Origin of the sequence: Embleya sp. NBC_00888 (assembly GCF_045207655.1) — a bacterium.
Lineage (GTDB): Bacteria > Actinomycetota > Actinomycetes > Streptomycetales > Streptomycetaceae > Embleya.
The window spans coordinates 4,641,030-4,657,930 of record NZ_CP108785.1 but is presented as its reverse complement, the minus strand read 5'-3'; the positions used below and the strand labels follow the sequence as shown (position 1 = coordinate 4,657,930).

13 protein-coding genes are annotated in these 16,901 nt (G+C 69.7%); 8 read left to right on the top strand and 5 right to left on the bottom strand.

All coding sequences use genetic code 11. The features are described 5' to 3' along the window. The first annotated feature begins 154 nt into the window (after positions 1–154). Together OG948_RS54660 and OG948_RS54655 are read left to right on the top strand one after the other, a co-directional pair. Positions 155–2,353 carry a hypothetical protein gene (locus tag OG948_RS54660; RefSeq protein ID WP_406300765.1) on the top strand — a complete coding sequence of 733 codons (2,199 nt, stop codon included), beginning with the start codon at positions 155–157 and terminating at the stop codon, positions 2,351–2,353. A gap of 324 nt (positions 2,354–2,677) precedes the next feature. Beyond that, positions 2,678–4,057, top strand: a complete 1,380-nt coding sequence (locus OG948_RS54655; RefSeq protein ID WP_331772545.1) for a hypothetical protein — start codon at positions 2,678–2,680, stop codon at positions 4,055–4,057. A gap of 307 nt (positions 4,058–4,364) precedes the next feature. On the opposite strand, the gene OG948_RS54650 is transcribed toward OG948_RS54655, so the two are convergent. The 3 genes from OG948_RS54650 to OG948_RS54640 form a co-directional block, all read right to left on the bottom strand. After that, a complete protein-coding gene (locus OG948_RS54650) occupies positions 4,365–4,976 on the bottom strand; it encodes a hypothetical protein (RefSeq protein WP_406300764.1) in 612 nt (203 codons plus the stop codon). Between the two features lie 394 nt (positions 4,977–5,370). After that, positions 5,371–6,126, bottom strand: coding sequence for a DUF4389 domain-containing protein (locus OG948_RS54645; protein WP_331772543.1), 756 nt, complete (start codon positions 6,124–6,126; stop codon positions 5,371–5,373). Positions 6,127–6,495: 369 nt separating this feature from the next. After that, a complete protein-coding gene (locus OG948_RS54640) occupies positions 6,496–7,227 on the bottom strand; it encodes a hypothetical protein (protein WP_331772542.1) in 732 nt (243 codons plus the stop codon). A gap of 306 nt (positions 7,228–7,533) precedes the next feature. Here OG948_RS54640 and OG948_RS54635 point away from each other — a divergent pair, with 306 nt between their 5' ends. From OG948_RS54635 to rox, 3 genes are all read left to right on the top strand, one after another. Continuing rightward, positions 7,534–7,695 (top strand): hypothetical protein, encoded by a 162-nt coding sequence (locus OG948_RS54635; RefSeq protein WP_331772541.1) that lies wholly within the window; start codon positions 7,534–7,536, stop codon positions 7,693–7,695. A gap of 84 nt (positions 7,696–7,779) precedes the next feature. Next, on the top strand, positions 7,780–8,082 hold the full coding sequence (locus tag OG948_RS54630) for a hypothetical protein (RefSeq protein ID WP_331772540.1): 303 nt from the start codon (positions 7,780–7,782) through the stop codon (positions 8,080–8,082). Positions 8,083–8,538: 456 nt separating this feature from the next. Further along, positions 8,539–10,083: a rifampin monooxygenase gene (rox, locus tag OG948_RS54625; protein WP_331772539.1), complete on the top strand. Its 1,545-nt coding sequence runs from the start codon at positions 8,539–8,541 to the stop codon at positions 10,081–10,083. 554 nt (positions 10,084–10,637) lie between these two features. On the opposite strand, the gene OG948_RS54620 is transcribed toward rox, so the two are convergent. Together OG948_RS54620 and OG948_RS54615 are read right to left on the bottom strand one after the other, a co-directional pair. Next, positions 10,638–11,888 carry a glycosyltransferase gene (locus tag OG948_RS54620; protein WP_331772538.1) on the bottom strand — a complete coding sequence of 417 codons (1,251 nt, stop codon included), beginning with the start codon at positions 11,886–11,888 and terminating at the stop codon, positions 10,638–10,640. Between the two features lie 217 nt (positions 11,889–12,105). Then, on the bottom strand, positions 12,106–13,656 hold the full coding sequence (locus tag OG948_RS54615) for a penicillin-binding transpeptidase domain-containing protein (RefSeq protein WP_331772537.1): 1,551 nt from the start codon (positions 13,654–13,656) through the stop codon (positions 12,106–12,108). A 486-nt stretch (positions 13,657–14,142) separates the two neighbouring features. On the opposite strand from OG948_RS54615, the gene OG948_RS54610 reads away from it, so the two are divergent. The 3 genes from OG948_RS54610 to OG948_RS54600 are packed head-to-tail and all read left to right on the top strand — an operon-like array spanning position 14,143 to position 16,867. Continuing rightward, the gene (locus tag OG948_RS54610) at positions 14,143–14,784 is read left to right on the top strand and encodes a PAS domain-containing protein (RefSeq protein ID WP_331772536.1); all 642 of its coding nucleotides are present in this window, start codon (positions 14,143–14,145) and stop codon (positions 14,782–14,784) included. 5 nt (positions 14,785–14,789) lie between these two features. Next, complete coding sequence (locus OG948_RS54605) at positions 14,790–15,923, top strand: aminotransferase class I/II-fold pyridoxal phosphate-dependent enzyme (RefSeq protein WP_331772535.1); 1,134 nt, start codon at positions 14,790–14,792, stop codon at positions 15,921–15,923. Further along, entirely contained in the window at positions 15,920–16,867 is a 948-nt protein-coding gene (locus tag OG948_RS54600; RefSeq protein ID WP_331772534.1) for an ornithine cyclodeaminase family protein, read from the top strand. Before OG948_RS54605 ends, OG948_RS54600 begins: the two co-directional genes overlap by 4 nt. Positions 16,868–16,901 lie beyond the last annotated feature (34 nt).

Here is a 16,901-nt window from a genome sequence, read left to right as displayed (position 1 = left end):
GGCGGCCACCGCAGTGCGGGCCCACGCCGACGAACCGAACCTGCCGGAACCCGGTAACAACCGAGGGCCCAGTTTGTCCTGGCGTGTCATGGACGCGCTTCAGCGAAATGTTCCCATTACGCCGGACATGGTGCCACGCGACACCAAGTTCTTCATGTCGAAGCTCTTTGTGGCTTCGATCATCCAGACGACCATCACCGAAGCCCGGCTCGGCGGTCCCTTCGTCAACCCGCATCTGCACAGTTGGCTTGTTACGGCCAAGGACATCGCCGCCGGCGTCAACTTGTTCATGGCAGAGCGCGCAAAGACGATTCAGGGGGCCGAGAATGAGGCCCGAACGATTCTCCAGGAGCGGAGCGCGGCGGTAGCGGACTACGTCACCGAGCTGCGAAACGGACCGGTCAAGAACCCCGATGTTCTGCGGAATCTCGCCCTGACGGAGGCCGCCTACCAGGGGCTCGACGACAAGTACAAGCATGTGGAGATCAACGAATTCGCCAAAAACATCGTCGACGAGCGGGAGCGGGTGAAACTCAGCCCGATCCGCGACGTACGAAGCGACCCGGTGCTCCGCAGCCTCGCCGAGGAGACTTTCGCGAGGTCCAGGGTGGCCCCTGCGTTGACCGACGCGTTGGAGTACGAAGCCATCAAGGCCGTCGAAGCCACGGACCCGAACAAGTCGGTGAAGGAGTTGCGGGGCCGGAGCTTCCTGGACTACCAGCTCTCGAAGTACAGCGAGCAGCTTCCCAAGCCCGGCACCACCTCCGGCTACCCGGACGGACCCGAGAAGCCCGGCGGCGACCCGGCGGGCAAGGGAACGAACAACCCCAAACCGGTGACGAACGGGCCCTCGGGCGGAGCGGCCGAACTGCCGCGCGGGGAGGCGCCGGAAACGGGCAAGCCCTCGACCGGCCATGGCAATGGCACACCTGAAACGGGTCGTGGAGGCGCGACCGAATCATCCGGGCGCGGCGGCACCACGGAGGGTACGACGACCCGCCCCGGGGCGGGGAAGCCGGCGGCAGGCGAAGGCAAGTCGGCCGCGGGCGAGCCGGCGCGCGGGCCGGGCGGCAGGCAGACCGAACCCCTCCGCGCCCCCGGAGGAACCACCGCCGGCGAGCCCGAGGGCAGGCCCGCACCCGCGAACGAGCCCGAGGCCAAACCCGCACCCGCGGCGGAGCCCGAGGCCAAGCCCGGGACCTGGGACGAGACGAAGCCGACCGTGCCGCGGGAGGCCCCCGTCGAACCCGCGGCGAAGCCCCGCACTGCCACGGCCGAGAAGCCGACGGCACCGGAGTACACGCCGAAGACCGCCAGATCGGCCACCGAGGACGCCTTCACCCGCAACGTCAACATCGCCGTGAAGCAGAACGCCGCGTTCGAGGTGGCGGCGTTCGCGCTCGAGCAGGTTCAGAGCCGGCTGACGTCGGACTACCTCAACTGGATGGTGCGCCGGGCACAGCAGGACCCGCAGTTCGTGGACCGGTACCTGACCCAATACGGGAACTGGCAAAGCATGAGCTGGACCGAACGGCGCCGGTACGAGGTCGACCACTTCTTCGGCGACGGCCTCGACTTCGTCAACTCGGTGGCCTTCTTTCCGGAGATGGCGAAGTACATGCAGGCGATGCAGAACTTCTACCGACCGGCTTCGCCGGGTGACCCGGGCATGACCTCGACCGAGGTGACCGTCGAGCCGTACACCGGCGGCAGGCAGACCACGGACGCGGCCAACCGCATAACCCTGGGCCCGGACGGCCAATGGCACGACCGGTCGCGCATCTACATGCTCACCGACCGCGACAAGGCCGCGCCGCCGCCGGCCCGGACACCCGCCGAAAAGCAGGCCCCACCGCAGACGCAGAGCCGGCCTCCGGCCAAGGCGCCTGCCAAGTCGGGTTCGCAAGCCCCCAAGTCGGGTTCGCAAGCCCCCAAGTCGGGCGCCCAGCAGAGCGTCGACGCGAAGATGCGCGAGAAGAGCAACGGCGCACCGAGCAAGTCGGGCTCCAGTAGCAACAGCGTCAACCCCGACCACTCCAACGGCAGTTCGTCCGACTCCCACAACAACCGGCTCGGCGAGGGCGGTGGCCACAAGCCCTCCGGCGGCGGCGCGCCCGGACCGTCCGGCGGCGGCTCCTCCGGGCCCTCCAACGGCGGGTCGGGCACGAGTCCCGGAACCGGTGGCAGCAGCGGCGGCAGCGGTGGCTACGGCGACACCGGCGGTGCCGGCAGCGGTAACGGCGGCGGTGGCGGACAGTCCAGCGACCCCGGCCCCGACTCCGGGAACAAGGGCCCCGGCTTCGGCGGCAATTCCTCGGGAGGCGGCGGCGCGGACGCGTCCAAGCGCGCGTGACCGGCGGTCCGCCGTCCGGCTCCGGCAGGCCGGACCGGACGGCGGACCGTGACCGCCGAACGTACGAGAACGGGCGCCTCACCGGCACCTGCGACGGCCGGCGACGCCCCACCGCCACCGACCGGCCGCCCGGGCGAACCACCCCCTGCCTGCGGTGCGTTCGCGGACGTGGAGACCCGGACCCGGCTGCCTCTCCAAACCTTGGGGAGCCGGGGTCGGGCGTTTCCGCCATCGGCAGGCGCGGACCGGATGCCGCGGTCCTCCGGTGGTCTTCCGGCGACCTTCCGGTTCGTCCGACCTTCGAGGCTTTACGGGGAGCGCGGTATGTGGGCACCAGGGACGGTCTTCGGCGACCGATACACCTTGGCCGAACAATTGATCGACGGCAGCGCTGCGGAGGTGTGGTCGGCGGACGACGCCGTGCTCGGGCAGCGAGTCGTGATGAAGATCCTGCATCCGGAACTCGGCGCGCACGCCGTGGCCGTGGAACGGTTCCGCGGCGAGGCACGACTCGCGGCAACGCTGAGTCCTCCCGGGATCGTCGGCGTCCACCGCAGGGACGGGACCGAAGGCATCCCGGAAATCCCTTACGTCGTAGTGCAGTTCGTGGACCGCAGTGCGCTGAGCGGGAGAGCCGCCGCGAACGGCTCGATTGCGTACGACCAAATCCCCGACGTCGTGGCGCAGACGCTGGAGGCGTTGCACGCGCGGCACCGCCACGCGATCGTGCGCCGCGACGTCGAGCAACCCGCTCCCACGCCCCGAACGCTCGACCCGGCCACCCGCCGACCCGCCCGCAGGCGTAGCCGAAAACACCGCACGGCAGTCGCCGCGCTGCCGGCCGCCGCCGTCATTGCCGCGGTCGCCACCGCTCTGTTCGTGCTGCACTCGCCCGCGGACACCACCCCCGAGGCACGAAACGGCGGGCCGACGAACACGCAGACGCCGGTTGCCCCGGGCACCGCATCACCGGAGGCGACACCACAGGCCGACACCGGAGCACCGACGGCACCCGGCACTGCACCGGCCGGCGCGTCCGAGGATCCGACGACCGCGCCGGCGACGGGCCCGCTCTCCGCCCCGGACGGGCCTGCTGTGACCGGGAGTTCGGCCCCGGTCCCGCCGCCCGCGGCGGATCCCGTCAGGCCGACGCCGACCGGAGCGACGAAGCGCACCGCGGCCGGGAGTACCGGCTCCACGCAGGCCGGCGGCACATCCGCGAACAGCGGCGCGCGGCAGCCGAACCGCCCTGTCGCCAAGCCCGCCGCCGCGGCTCCGGCAGCCGCGCCCGCGGTGCCCGCCGGATGCGGCGGCTCGGGTTGGGCAGCCATCACCAATGTCGGCGACGGCACGAGAATCGGCATCGACACCGCGAGCCCCGGCGTCGGCAGCAGGCTGGTCATGGGGGGACACACCGAATACGGCTGGGTCACCGCGCAGGTCGGCCCCTGGAAGAACATCCGGGCCTGCAACACGAGCGGCCTGACGATCGTCCCGACGTCCGGCGGCGGCGGGTCCCCGTCACTCGGCACCGCCGTCTTCACCGACGGACTGCTGAACATCAGCGCTGCGCCCACGTCGGGCGCTTCCCTGATCACCGGTTTCACGGGCACGCAGTGCCTGACCGACAACGGCCCGGGCCGCCAACTGACCTTCGCCTACTGCGTTCCGGGAAACAAGGCCCAGCAGTGGTACATCCGGTAGTCGGCGTGCCGACGTGGATTCGAACCCGGTGCCTCCGCGACCTGGTTGCGCGTCCAGGGCTCGGCCGAACACGACGTGGACGACGCGTTCTCGACCGGCGCGGCGTTGCCGTTCGTCCTCCCGCCGCGTCGGATCGCCGGCCGGCCTTCCCGGGACGGCGGCCTCGGTATCGACGTGCCGTTGCGCCCATGACTTGCGCGACGCGCTGAACGAAGTGGACCCGGCACTCGCCGATGCGCGAAATCCCCGCGACCCGACGGACGTCGAAGCCGACGACCCGCGCACGCGGTGGCCGGCCGCCTCGGCGCTACATCCCCTGGTCGCGGGAGGCGGCGGATCGCCTCGCGTTTTGTGTTCCGAGGTTGTGCACCGGAGTCCCGGCTGTCGGCACCATGTAGTCGGCGCCGGCCGCGGGCCCGAACGCGGTGAACGAAAGGCTCGCCGGCGACTTTGCCACGGTCATCTTCCCCCCGATGATCCCGGGGTGGCGGGTGGGGGCGGCCTTGGCGGTACGGGACCTCTGGGGGGCGGGAGCCGCGCGGATGATCTTGGCTGCCGCCTCTTGCTTCGCCTTGTCGAAGGCCGCCCAGGTGTCCGCTTCATTGTGCGGGACGGGCCTCATGTCCTCGGCGAGCGATTGAAGAAAATTACCCTTGCTTTCCGCTTGCTCCAGTCGCTCTCTCCTTGCCATCAGCTCGTCGCGCGAAGGGACATCTCTCATGTCGTCCAATTTGCGCGCCAACCGCGAAGCCTGGTCATGTTCCCGCTCCCGGGCCTGCTCTCGCTCGGCCTCCACGGATCGGGCACCCCAGCGTTGCGCGGCGCGTTCCGGGGCGTTGCGAATCGCCTCGACTCCCCGCCTGACCGCGGCCCGCACCCCGGGAGCGCGCGGCCCGACGCTCGGCGCGACCGTGGGCACCGGAGGTATGACCATGGGCGCGTGTGTCGGTTTCGGCGGCAACTCCTTCGCGCTCTCCCTCGTCGATCCGGACGGTCGCGCAGGCGGTTCGAGGGGCTGGGACATGTCGGACCTCCAAGGGGATCGTCGGTCGAAGGACGCGACCCACAGGCGCTCGATCAACACCCTGGCGCGACGCGGACCTGATCATTTAAGCACTTTGCCTCGATCGGGGATCCGGTCAAGACCCGTGCTGCGGAATCCGGATGATCCACGAGGCGAACACAAGGCCCTCGTCTCCGCTGCCGCACGAGTGCGATGGCGTCGCGCAGTTCCTCACCGCTCGCGCTGTGTTGGGGCGCGCCGGGGCCACGTCACCGAAGCCCCGTTCCCAGCTGCGAGGGCACGCGGCCGCCTACTGATTCCCGATGGCGGGGATGATCGACGCGGTCGAGGCGCTCGCCAGTCCGATCACCAGGAACAGGGCGATCAGGCCCCGCCCGAGCCCGCTGGTCAGCAGCGGGCGCGTCGCGGAGCGATCCGTGCCCGCCTCCCACGTGTCGGCGTCGCCGAACAGACCCTTCGGGTAGGCCGACGTCACGAGCAGGCCGTACGCCATGAAGCGCATCCGATAGCGCACGATCGCCGCAGTGGCCTCGAACAGCGGATCCGGCATCCGGCCGGCGATCAACACGATCAACCACAGCACGAAGGACACCGCGAACCACCCCGCCCACGCCAGGGCTTGGACGACGAGGGCGGGGATGATCAGGATGATGCGAAACAGCACGGCGAGCCGATTCAGCCGCCCCGGCCGCAGCCCCACCCGAACCGGATAGTCGGTCGGGGTCTTCAGGGCGAAGGGCGGATACCGGTCGACCAGCAGCATCTGACTCGCCGTCACGCGCGTTTCGTAGCCGATGAACCCGCACAGGAACGACGCGATCGGCCCGGGCAGCCGACCCATGACGAGCGCGGCGAACCAGCCCACGAACACCAGGACGGTCGCCACCAGGCCCAACACCCACACGGCGATGAACTGCGGGATCAGCAGGAGGTAGCGGAACAGCACGGTGAGCCGCCGCTGCCGCCCGGGAGCGGGCATGTCGAGAACGGGCAACCACTCCCCCCGCTCGGCCACCGATGTGCTGCCCCAGGTCCCGGTCGTCATGGTGTGCTCCAGACTCGGCCGACGGTCACCGTCCCCACGCTGACAGCGGGTGGTCGGGGCGGCATCCGGGCCGACCCGGACGAGTGAACCCCTCACCCATCCGCCGGCATTCACGCCGAGGCCAGGCGCAACACCGGCACCGCGGCGGCGATCGGGCCGAGGACCACTGCCGGTGCCACGGCGTGGTCCGGCGGATCGCTGGGCCTCGCGGTGGCGATCGAGGGGCGGCAGAGCGGGCATCGGTAGGGGCCGCCCGCAGATGTCGTGGCGCCATCGTCCTCGGCAGTCGCCGGGGGTGCGGTCGCCTTCGCGTTCTCCGCGCCGGTTCCGTGGGTCGCCGGATGTGTGACCCGGGTGCCGGGCGCCCGGTCACCGCTTCGGCCGCCGCCTGCGTGTCGTGGTTTCGGGCTCGGACTTGCGGGGCCAGTCGGCGCCGAGGTCTTCGGTGGTCCAGTCCCAGAGGCGGAGCATCTTGTCCAGGTCGGAAAGCGGGCGGGGCCACGTCCGCGGCACGTCCGGATCGTAGCCTTCCAGCCGGGCGGGAACAGGGGGCGGCGCCGGTTTCGGACCACGCGACCACTTCCACTTCTCCTCGTGGACCATGCGCCAGGCCACGTAGAGCGCGCTCATGTCGCCGCCGATCAGATCGGCGTGCAGGGGCTCGAGCATGGCCGGCCACTTCTCCGGCCGCTCCAGCCAGTACGTCATTTCGCTGTCCTCGCCGAAGCGGCGGATGGTGACCACCACGGTTTCGCCCTCGACACGCGACGCGACCGCGCTCCCGTACCGCTTTTCGTCCTTGCCCTCGGTGACGTACGGCTTCACCCGCTCGGCGAGACTGGCGGGGAGTCGAAACGACACGGACATCTGCCCGTCGCCGCGAAAATAGAACATACGATCGAACATGGGCGACAGTTCGTCGAACTCGATATGGGGGTTCGATTCGGCATCGAAGACGTAGTCGGCGAAGAACCACGTCGGGCCGACCTCGACGACCGGGCCCAAGGCCCGTAAGTCGGCTATCTGTTCCTCGGTCAGCTCACGGCCGACAGTGTGCCCCGCGTGGTGGATCCGAATCGGAATCTCGTTGTGCAGGCCCATCGTGCACCCCCAGCGTCGACCGCTTCACCTTGTCGGGGCCTTCCTACCAGGCTCGTCCGTTCCGGAACCGGCACTTTGCCCTGACGACACGGCGCTGCATGCCGCCTGGGTCTCACCGGACCCACACACTCGCGGGGAACGTCCTCCGCACCGGATCCCGGGACGAGGAATCGTGTTTGTGGGGGCTCTCGGTGCCGAACTTCGGGCTGTGGAGACCGCCGCAGCAACGCCATCGGTCGTGTCTCCGGTCGCATATTTCTCCGGGGCCTCTCCACACATCCACCGTAGGCGTGCAAATATGAGGCCATGAGTAGTGCGCATCCCGAATCCGGCCCGGCTGCCGAAGTCGACTGGACGGACGGCATTCCCGTTCCGCCTCTCGACTACGTGCCCGCGGACGAGTTCGAGCAGGCTCTCCACAGGGCCCTGGACGAACTCCTTCCCCTGTTCGAGGATGCGGGCCTGTAACCCGTGTACGCACTTTCGGATGACGATCTGCGCCGGATCAACGCTCGCGTCGGGGGTACCGGCCGGGAAAGAGACCCTCGTCTCTTGGGTTCCCTCCAAGCAGCCGTCTACGGCCGCGGGTTCAAAAGGGCGCTCAACCCGACACTGCCGCAGAAGGCCGCCGCGTTGATGAGCTACATCACGCAGGTCGCGGTCTTCGAGAACGCCAACGAACGCACCGCGCTGACGGCCGGGACCGTCCTGTGTGTGGTCAACGGCCACCGCATTGTGTGGGCGGACCCGAAGGAAGCTGATGCCTTCATCCGGGCCGTGGGCTATGCGCACCCCACGGTCTCGTGGATAGCCGACCGTATCGAAGCGCGGCTGCAACCGATTCCGTCGCCGTAGCGCCCGCCCCCGGACCGCCCCGTGTGGTGCCCGACGCCGAATGACAGGTCGAGTCGGTAAAGCCCTGGGCCATGGACCGTGTCGTGTCGGGGTGACGTGGCATCGTGGCGGCAAACCGCGCGCTCGACAGGGGTTTTCCTTCGTATGCCCCGGGCGGTGCGCGTGTTGTTGCCTGTTCGTGGAGAAGGCGGACCGACCGGGCCGCCACGCCGGATTCGCCCCCGCAACCACCACCGCACGGAGCCGTTCGGAGTCGTGCGCACGTGGTTGGAAAATGATTGGACGGGGTGATGTTCGGGCTTGTAGCTTGCGGTTGCCCGTGACACCGCCCGAGGAGGTGAGACCCATGAACGCTGTATCGATGTGGGTGCTCCCTCCTGCCGTCACGGTCGGGCGATTGATGTAGGTATCGCCGGGAGCGCCTCGCCAACAAGGCACTCCCGAAAGGCAATACCCGTGCATTCTCCGCATTTCAGCGTCGAGCCGTCGTCGAACGATACGGGCGAGCGCGAGTTCACCGCGGGCAAAGCCCCCGGGCTCCGGTCGCAGACCTCCGACGCCGATCGCGCGCCCCTCGTGTTCGATGTGATCATTGCCGGGTGCGGGCCGACCGGCGCGATGCTGGCCGCCGAACTGCGGCTGCACGACGTGCGGGTACTCGTCCTGGAGAAGGAAACCGAGCCCGTGTCGTTCGTCCGCATCGTCGGTCTGCACATTCGCAGTATCGAACTGATGGCAATGCGCGGACTCCTGGAGCGCATCCTCGAACACGGAAGACGGCGTCCGGCCGCCGGATTCTTCGCCGCCATCGCCAAACCCGCACCCCAGGGCCTGGATTCCGCGCACGCGTATCTGCTGGGCATCCCGCAACCGGTCGTCGTCCACCTGCTCGAGGAACACGCGATCCAACTGGGTGCGCAGGTCCGCCGCGGTTGCGCGGTCGCCGACTTCGAGCAGGACGACGAGGGTGTGACCGTCGAGCCGGCCGACGGCCAACAGCTGCGTTCGCGCTATCTCGTCGGTTGTGACGGCGCGCGCAGCACGGTGCGCAAACTCCTCGGCGTCGGCTTCCCCGGCGAGCCCTCGCGGACCGAGACGCTGATGGGCGAGATGGAAGTGGGCGTCCCGCAGGAGGAGATCGCCGCCAAGGTGAGCGGAATCCACGCAACCGACAAGCGATTCAGCATCGGACCCTTCGGCCAAGGGGTGTATCGCGTCGTGGTTCCCGCCGCGGGAGTCGCCGATCGCGCGGAACCGCCCACCCTCGAGGATTTCAAACACCGGCTGCGCGCCGTCGCCGGAACCGATTTCGGCGTGCACTCCCCGCGCTGGTTGTCCCGCTTCGGGGATGCCACCCGGCTAGCCGAACGCTATCGGGTCGGGCGGGTCCTGCTGGCCGGCGATGCGGCACACATCCACCCGCCCACCGGCGGACAGGGCCTCAACCTGGGCGTTCAGGACGCATTCAACCTCGGCTGGAAACTGGCCGCACAGATCCGCGGCTGGGCGCCGGAAACCCTCCTGGACACCTACCAGACCGAACGCCACCCGGTCGCCGAGGACGTGTTGGACAACACCCGCGCCCAGACGGAACTGCACTCCACCGAGCCGGGCCCGCAAGCCCTGCGCAGGTTGCTCACCGAACTGATGGACTTCGACGAGGTGAACCGCCATCTCATCGAGAAGATCACCGCGATCGACATCCGCTACGACTGCGGCGAAGGCCCCGACCTGCTCGGCCGCCGCCTGCGCGACGTCGACACGAAACACGGCCGCCTCTACGACCTGCTGCATCGCGGCCGCGGCCTGCTGCTGGACCGCACCGAACGCCTGTCCGTCGGCGGCTGGTCGGACCGGGTCGACCACCTCGCGGATCCCACCGCGGCAGTCGATGTCCCGTGCGTCCTGCTCCGCCCCGACGGCCATATCGCGTGGATCGGCGACGATCAACAAGACCTGGACAAGCACCTCTCCCGCTGGTTCGGCAAGCCCACCCACTGATTTCGCCCGAGCAACCGACAGGGCCCGCGAGAACGACCGGAACGGCCGCAACGGCCGGTAACGACTGACCATCGCAAGACAGGAGCCGGCATCAGCCGTGGTGCTCCGACGCCAGGGCCGGCCGCGAGGAGGATTGGCCTCCTGGCGACGACCGGAGGACGCCGGAGGAGCACCACGGGGTGGATCGGCGCAGACGTCCGCGATGCACATACGAGGTGGACGACCGAGATACGTCGGAGGGCGGCCATGGCGATTCGCGGTGTCGGATCGTGGGTTCGATCGGCCCGCAGGGGAAAACCCGGCGAGGCGTCGGGTGTTGACGACCGTTGCGTCCGGCCCGGACTACCGGCCGAGCGGTCGGCGGGTGTTCGTCGATCGCGGACAGTCGTACCGGATCGATGGTGAACCCCGGCGACCCGAGCGTGGACCGCGGCGACGGCGGGGAGACGCGGTATGCGGGTCCGGGTGGATGTGTCGGTGGAGACGCCGAGACCGCCGCACGGGAACGGCTTGTCGGCCGACGCGCACCGAGCCGAACACGCGCGGGATCGCCGTCAATCGCGGCGCTTCCCCGGGGCGGTGTCGCCGAGCCGGCTCACCAGGGCGTCGACGGGTCCGATGGCGTCCTCCGCGGCAAGGCGCGCCGCGATCGCGCCGGCTCGGTCGCGATATCGCGGCCGGCCGGTGGCTTCGACGAGCGCGGCGTGCAGAGTGTCCGCGGTGAGCCGACGCAGCGGCACCGCGCGCGGCGCGACGCCGAGTCGAACGAGGCGATCGCTCCAGAAGGCGCCGTCGAGTTGGATCGGGACGGGTACGCTCGGCACGCCCGCGCGCAGCCCGGCGGCGGCGGTGCCGGCCCCGGCGTGGTGCACGACCGCGGCCATGCGGGGGAACAGCAGGTGGTGCGGGACGTCGTCGACGGTGAGCATGTCGTCGCCCGTGGCGGAGAGGTCGGCCCACCCCCGTTGGATGATCCCGCGTAGGCCCGCCGCGCGCAGTGCCCGTACCACCTGGTCGCTGACGCGCCCGGGGTCGGGGACGGTGGCGCTGCCCAGGCCGACGAATACCGGCGGCGGGCCGGACTGGATGAACTCCTCTACGGTTGAGGGGAGTTCGCGTGGGTCGTGCGGCCACCAGTAGCCGACCGGGTCCAGGCCCGCACGCCAGTCCTCGGGGCGTGGCACGACCGTGGGACTGAACCCGTACAACACCGGCCAGCCGCGGCGCTCCCGCGCCCTGCGAGCCGTGGTGGGACCGGCCGCCGGCAGGCCCAGGCGCTTGCGCAGGTCGCGGGACACGTCGGTGTAGACCCGGTCGACGGCGAAGTCGACGGCGTGCGCGGCCAGTCGGTTTCCCACGCTTCCCAGAGAACGCTCCGACACCATCGACGGCGCGAACTCCCGTGTGGGGTGCAGCGGTTGCAGGTAGGCACCGACACACGGCACGCCCAGCCCCACGGCGATCGTGCAGGCCGCCGGCGCCAGCGACGCCGACGCCACGATCACGTCGTGGCCCGGCGCGGCCTCGACCAGGCCGTCGGCCATCTCGCACGCGAGCGAGCGGGCCAGCGCCAGCACACGGACCAACTTCCCCGCACCGGTGGCGCTGCGATGCAGCGCCCGGCCCTGCTCCGTATGCATTTGCTCATGCGGATCGATCGGTAACGCGTGGAATCGCATCCCCGTATCGGCCACCAGCGACTCGAACCGCTCATGGGTCACGAGGGTCACCTTGTGCCCGGCGCCGACGAGGCCGGCACCCAATCCGGTAAACGGAGCAACGTCACCCTGAGAACCCGATGTCATGAGAGCAACACGCATCGCAACAGTATCCCCCGCACCACCCGCCCGCACAACGACGGAATCAGGCACAGACCCGCCGCCGGCACACCGTCCCGCCCGGGGCAAATCCGTTGTGCGCAGCGTCATTTCGCGCCCACGGGTTCTCCGCGGCCTCCACGTGGCCATGCGGCGCCGGCCCGGCCGACAGCCACGGGACCAGGAGGTCGAGCCGGGGCGATGGTCACTTCTGTACGACGGCCTCCATGATCGCTTTGGCGATGGGACCGGCGAGTTTGCCGCCGCCGATGTCGTCGCGTTCGATGTCGCCGGTGCTGTCGGGCTCGATGACGACGGCGACGGCGACCTTCTTGCCGTCGGCCTCGGCGAAGGAGACGAACCACGCGTAGGGGGGCTTGCTGTTGGCGACGCCCTGCTGCGCCGTCCCGGTCTTGGCGCCCACGGTGACGCCCTGGATCGCGCCGGGCGCGCCGGTGGCGCCGGGGTTGGCGACGACGCCCACCATCATGTCCTTGAGCTGCTGCGCGACCTCGGGCGAGACGGCCGTGCCGGCCACTTCGGGCTGGGTCTTCTCGATCACCGAGAGGTTCTGCGCCCGCAACTCGTCCACCACGTAGGGCTTCATGATCCTGCCCTGGTTGACGATGCCCGCGACGACCATGGCCATCTCCATCGGTGTCGCGGTGACACTGTCCTGACCGATGGCCGAGCGCATCGTCTGACCGCCGGCGTCGAGCCCGGCCGGGAACTTGCTGTCCACCACGCGGGAGGGGATGTACAGCGCGTTCTTCTGGGCCTCGCCCTTGCCGAAGTTGTTGAAGCCGAACCTCTCCGCCTGCTCCCTGAGCTTGGCCGGGCCGACGTCGGTGCCGAGTTGGGCGAAGACCGTGTTGCACGACAATTCGAGCGCTCGTTGCAGGGTCGCGCCGACACACCCCGGGTGGGTCTTCTCGCTCAGGCCCTCGTTCGAGGACGGGTAGAACAGAGTGTGGTCGGCACCCTTGAGGTCGACCCTGGGCGCATCGCCCGGCTTGGCCCTGTTCTCGGACAGCGCGGCGGCGGCGGTGATGAGCTTGAAGGTCGAACCGGGCGGATAGGTTTTTCGAATGGGCCGATTCTCCATCGGCATCCTGGGGTCGAAGTTGGTGTCCGGCTTCTTGCGGTTCTTGTCCGTGTCCAAGGTGAGCTGGTCGTACGCCTTGGCCACCGCATTGCGGTCGTTCTGGGCCAGGACGTTCGGGTCGTAGGACGGGGTGCTGACCATCGCGAGCACCTTGCCGGTTTCCGGGTCGATCGCGACCGCGGCGCCGGTCTTGTCCTTGAGGCCGTTGTACGCGGCCTCCTGCGCCTTGGCGTTGATCGTCAGCGCGACGTTGCCGCCCCGGGTGCCCTTGTTCGTCACCGTGTCCAGCACCTTGCGGACGAACAGCCTGCTGTCCTTGCCGCTGAGGATGTCGTCGTCGATGCTCTCCAGGAAGTTCTTGTCGACGAACGGCGAGATGTAGCCGGTGACCGGCGCGTACATCGGGCCGAACTCGTACTTGCGCAGGAACTCGTACTGCTTGTCGTCGGTCTTGACCGAGCTGGTGATCGGCTTGCCCTCGACCAGGAAGTCCCCGCGCGGGTGCGAGTACTTCTCGTAGATCGCCCGTTTGTTGTGGCTGTCGGTCGCGTAGTCGTCGGCCTTGACGACCTGGACCCAGTTGGCCCGAAGCATCAGCGCCGCGACCAGGATCAGGCAGAAGACGGAGACCCGCCGCAAAGGCTTGTTCACGGTGTATTCCCCTTCACTGGGTGTGCGCTGTGGTAGTCATCGATACGGCCCGCCGAGGTCTCGGCCCCTCGAACCGCTGCATCGGTACCTCGGCTCAAGGGGAACGCGCGCCGAGAGGCCTTTCACGACCGCGCGACCCCGGCCGACGAGATCCCATCTGCGTCCGGCCGCCGTCGCCCCTGCGTCCAACGCTCGGACGCCTTCTGGGGGCCACGTGCGCCACGTGCGCCGCCTTCCGTAGTCGAACAGGCGTCGGCTCATCGGTCGTATCCACGCGGGACGTACGGGGCGTGGTTCCCCGGCGCGGAATTCGGACAGTCGAGTGGTGCGTCCCGTCCCGTCCTGCTGGCCAGGTCGGTCACACCGTGTGGTCGGCAGATCTCGGCGCGCCCGCTCGCCCGGCCCGGACGAGAGCACCGACTCCGTGCCGTGCCGCTCGTCATCGGACCTGGACTTGTTGTCCAGATTGGACGTAGAGTCCACATCATGAATGTGGAAGAGAGCCGGGACCCTCGTGTGCGGACATGGGCGCCGGTGTGTCGGGCGGTCGCGCTGTTGCTCGGCCCGTACGCCGAGGTCGTCCTGCACGACCCGGAGACCGACCGGGTCCTGGAGATCTGGAATCCGATGACCTCCCGCCGCGCCGGCGATCCTTCACTGCTCGGCGAGTTGGACGAGCTCGACCCGTCGACGCAGGAGGTGTACGGCCCATACGAGAAACTGCTCGCGGACGGCCGCCGTCTGTCCTCGGTCAGCGCGATCCTCCGGGACGACCGGGACCGGCCGTCGGCGGTGCTGTGCATAAACCTCGACCGCACGCCGCTGGAACGGGCCGCGGCGGTCCTGTCCGCCTTCGGTGCCCCGACTGTGGGGCGCCCCGAGCCATTGTTCGAGCAGGACTGGTCCGAGCGCATCCAGCACATCGTCGGCGGCCACGTCCGCGAAACGGGTCGCCCCATCGACCGCATGACCCGCCAGGACCGCCTGGTCGTCCTCGGCCGACTGGACGAGGCCCGGGTGTTCGCGGTGCGCCGCGCCGCCCCGGTCGTCGCCGAGGCCCTGCGGGTGTCCCGCTCCACCGTCTACGGCCTGCTGGCCGAGCTCCGAGCCCAGAGCGCGAAGGACTGACGCACATGACCCGGCTGCCCGACTTCCGCTTGGAAACGTACTTCTCCCGCTGGGAGTTCACCGCCCGCCACCATCTGACCGCCTCCGATGCCCAGACGATGACACTCCGCGAGTTGCTCGCGCTGGCCGACGACAAGGACCGCGACGCCTTCGACAATCTGTCCCTGGGCTACACGGAGACCTTCGGCGACCCGGCCCTGCGCGCGGTGATCGCCTCGACGTACGAGCACGCCGACGCGGACGACGTCATCTGTTTCGCCGGCGCCGAGGAAGCCCTCTACCTGGCGATGAACGTCCTGCTCGACACCGGTGACCACGCCGTCGTGGTGACGCCGAACTACCAGGCCGCCGAGACCGTGCCGCTGGCGCTGTGCGAGGTCACCGGCGTGGCTCTCGACGCGGACCGCAACTGGGCCCTGGACCTCGACGCGATTGCGGCGGCCATCCGGCCGAACACCCGGGTCGTCTCGGTGAACTTCCCCAACAACCCCACCGGCAAGGTGATCGACGGCGCCGACTTCGTCGCCCTGGCCCGGCTGTGCGACGAGCGCGGCATCCACCTGTTCAGCGACGAGGTCTACCGCGGCCTCGAACGCGACCCCGCCCGCACCCTGCCGCAGGCCGCCGATCTGACCCGAAGCGCGCTGTCGTTGAACGTGACCTCGAAGGCCCTGGGGCTGCCCGGACTGCGCATCGGCTGGATCACCTGCCGCGACCGCGCGCTGCGCTCACGCCTGGAACGCGCCAAGCACTACACCACCATCTGCAACTCCGCGCCCGGCGAGGTTCTGGCCCGCATCGCGCTGAAAGCCCGCGAGACGATCCTGGAGCGCAATCGCGCGCTGATCACCGCCAATCTGCCCGCTTTCGACGCGTTCTTCGCCGAGTTCGCGGACGACTTCCAGTGGCGGGCGCCGGACGGCGGATGCGTCGCCTACCCCCGCTACCTCGGCGCCGACGGGGTGGAGGAATTCTGCACCCGCCTGGTGGAGGAGACCGGCGTCCTGCTGCTGCCCGCGAGCATCTACCGCTCCGAACTCACCGCCACCCCCGCCGACCGGTTCCGCATCGGCATCGGCCGCCGCGACCCGGCGGAAGGACTGGCCGCCCTGGCCGAGTGGATGCGAGCGCGCCGATGACCCTCCCCCTCTTCGACAGGGCCGCCATCGCGAAAGCCGCCGGCAGGCGGCTGGTCCTGGACACCGTCCGGGACGCGCTGATCGCGCACGCCGAGGGCCGCACCAGCGTGCCGCCGCCACTGCACATGGACTTCCCGGAAGCCGACGGGGACTGCCACGTCAAAGCCGGTCGGATCATCGGCGCCACCGACTTCACCGTCAAGATCGCGACCGGCTTCTACGGCAACCCCGATCTCGGCCTCCCCTCGAACCACGGTCTGGTCTGCGTGTTCAACGCCCGCACCGGACAGGCGCGCGCGCTCCTGGACGACGGCGGTGCGCTGACGGCCTGGCGCACCGCCGCCGCGGGCGCGCTGATCACCCACGCCATGGCCCGGCCCGACGCCGTCACACTGGCCGTCTTCGGCACCGGGGAACAGGCCCGCCTCCAGGCCTCCTGGCTGGCCGAACTCCGCCCGGTCGGCCTGGTGTTGGTACACGGCCGCAACCCGCGCAAGGCCACCGCCCTGTGCGACGAGCTCAACGCGAACGGCCTGCCCGCCCGGCCCGCTTCGGCACGAGAGGCGACCGCCGCCGACATCATCATCACCACGACCCCGGCAACCGCACCCGTCCTGGATGCCGCCCACGTGCGCGAGGGCGCGCACGTGACCGGCATCGGCACGGACATGCCGCACAAGAACGAGCTGCCGCCCGCGCTCTTTCACCGCGCGGGGCTCATCGCCACCGACGACCACGACCAGTGTCTCGACCACGGCGACTTCGGCCACGCCGTCCGTGCCGGGGCCACCGCCCGGGACGGCGACATCGCGGCCGGCCTGTTGCTCAAGCAACCCGTCGACCGCTCCGACAGCGCGATCACGGTCGCCGACCTCACCGGCGTCGGAGCACTGGACGCGGCAGTCGCCTCGGCCGTCCTCGGCCGACTCCCACTCCCACTCTGAACACCGAAGCCGCCCGAGCGAAGCCGGTCGCCGA

Coding starts and splice junctions, on each gene's coding strand:
- OG948_RS54660 (WP_406300765.1), top strand. CDS start 155: ATGTCGAAGCTCTTTGTGGCTTCGATCATCCAGACGACCATCACCGAA.
- OG948_RS54655 (WP_331772545.1), top strand. CDS start 2,678: ATGTGGGCACCAGGGACGGTCTTCGGCGACCGATACACCTTGGCCGAA.
- OG948_RS54645 (WP_331772543.1), bottom strand. CDS start 6,126: ATGACGACCGGGACCTGGGGCAGCACATCGGTGGCCGAGCGGGGGGAG.
- OG948_RS54640 (WP_331772542.1), bottom strand. CDS start 7,227: ATGGGCCTGCACAACGAGATTCCGATTCGGATCCACCACGCGGGGCAC.
- OG948_RS54635 (WP_331772541.1), top strand. CDS start 7,534: ATGAGTAGTGCGCATCCCGAATCCGGCCCGGCTGCCGAAGTCGACTGG.
- OG948_RS54620 (WP_331772538.1), bottom strand. CDS start 11,888: ATGACATCGGGTTCTCAGGGTGACGTTGCTCCGTTTACCGGATTGGGT.
- OG948_RS54610 (WP_331772536.1), top strand. CDS start 14,143: ATGAATGTGGAAGAGAGCCGGGACCCTCGTGTGCGGACATGGGCGCCG.
- OG948_RS54605 (WP_331772535.1), top strand. CDS start 14,790: ATGACCCGGCTGCCCGACTTCCGCTTGGAAACGTACTTCTCCCGCTGG.
- OG948_RS54600 (WP_331772534.1), top strand. CDS start 15,920: ATGACCCTCCCCCTCTTCGACAGGGCCGCCATCGCGAAAGCCGCCGGC.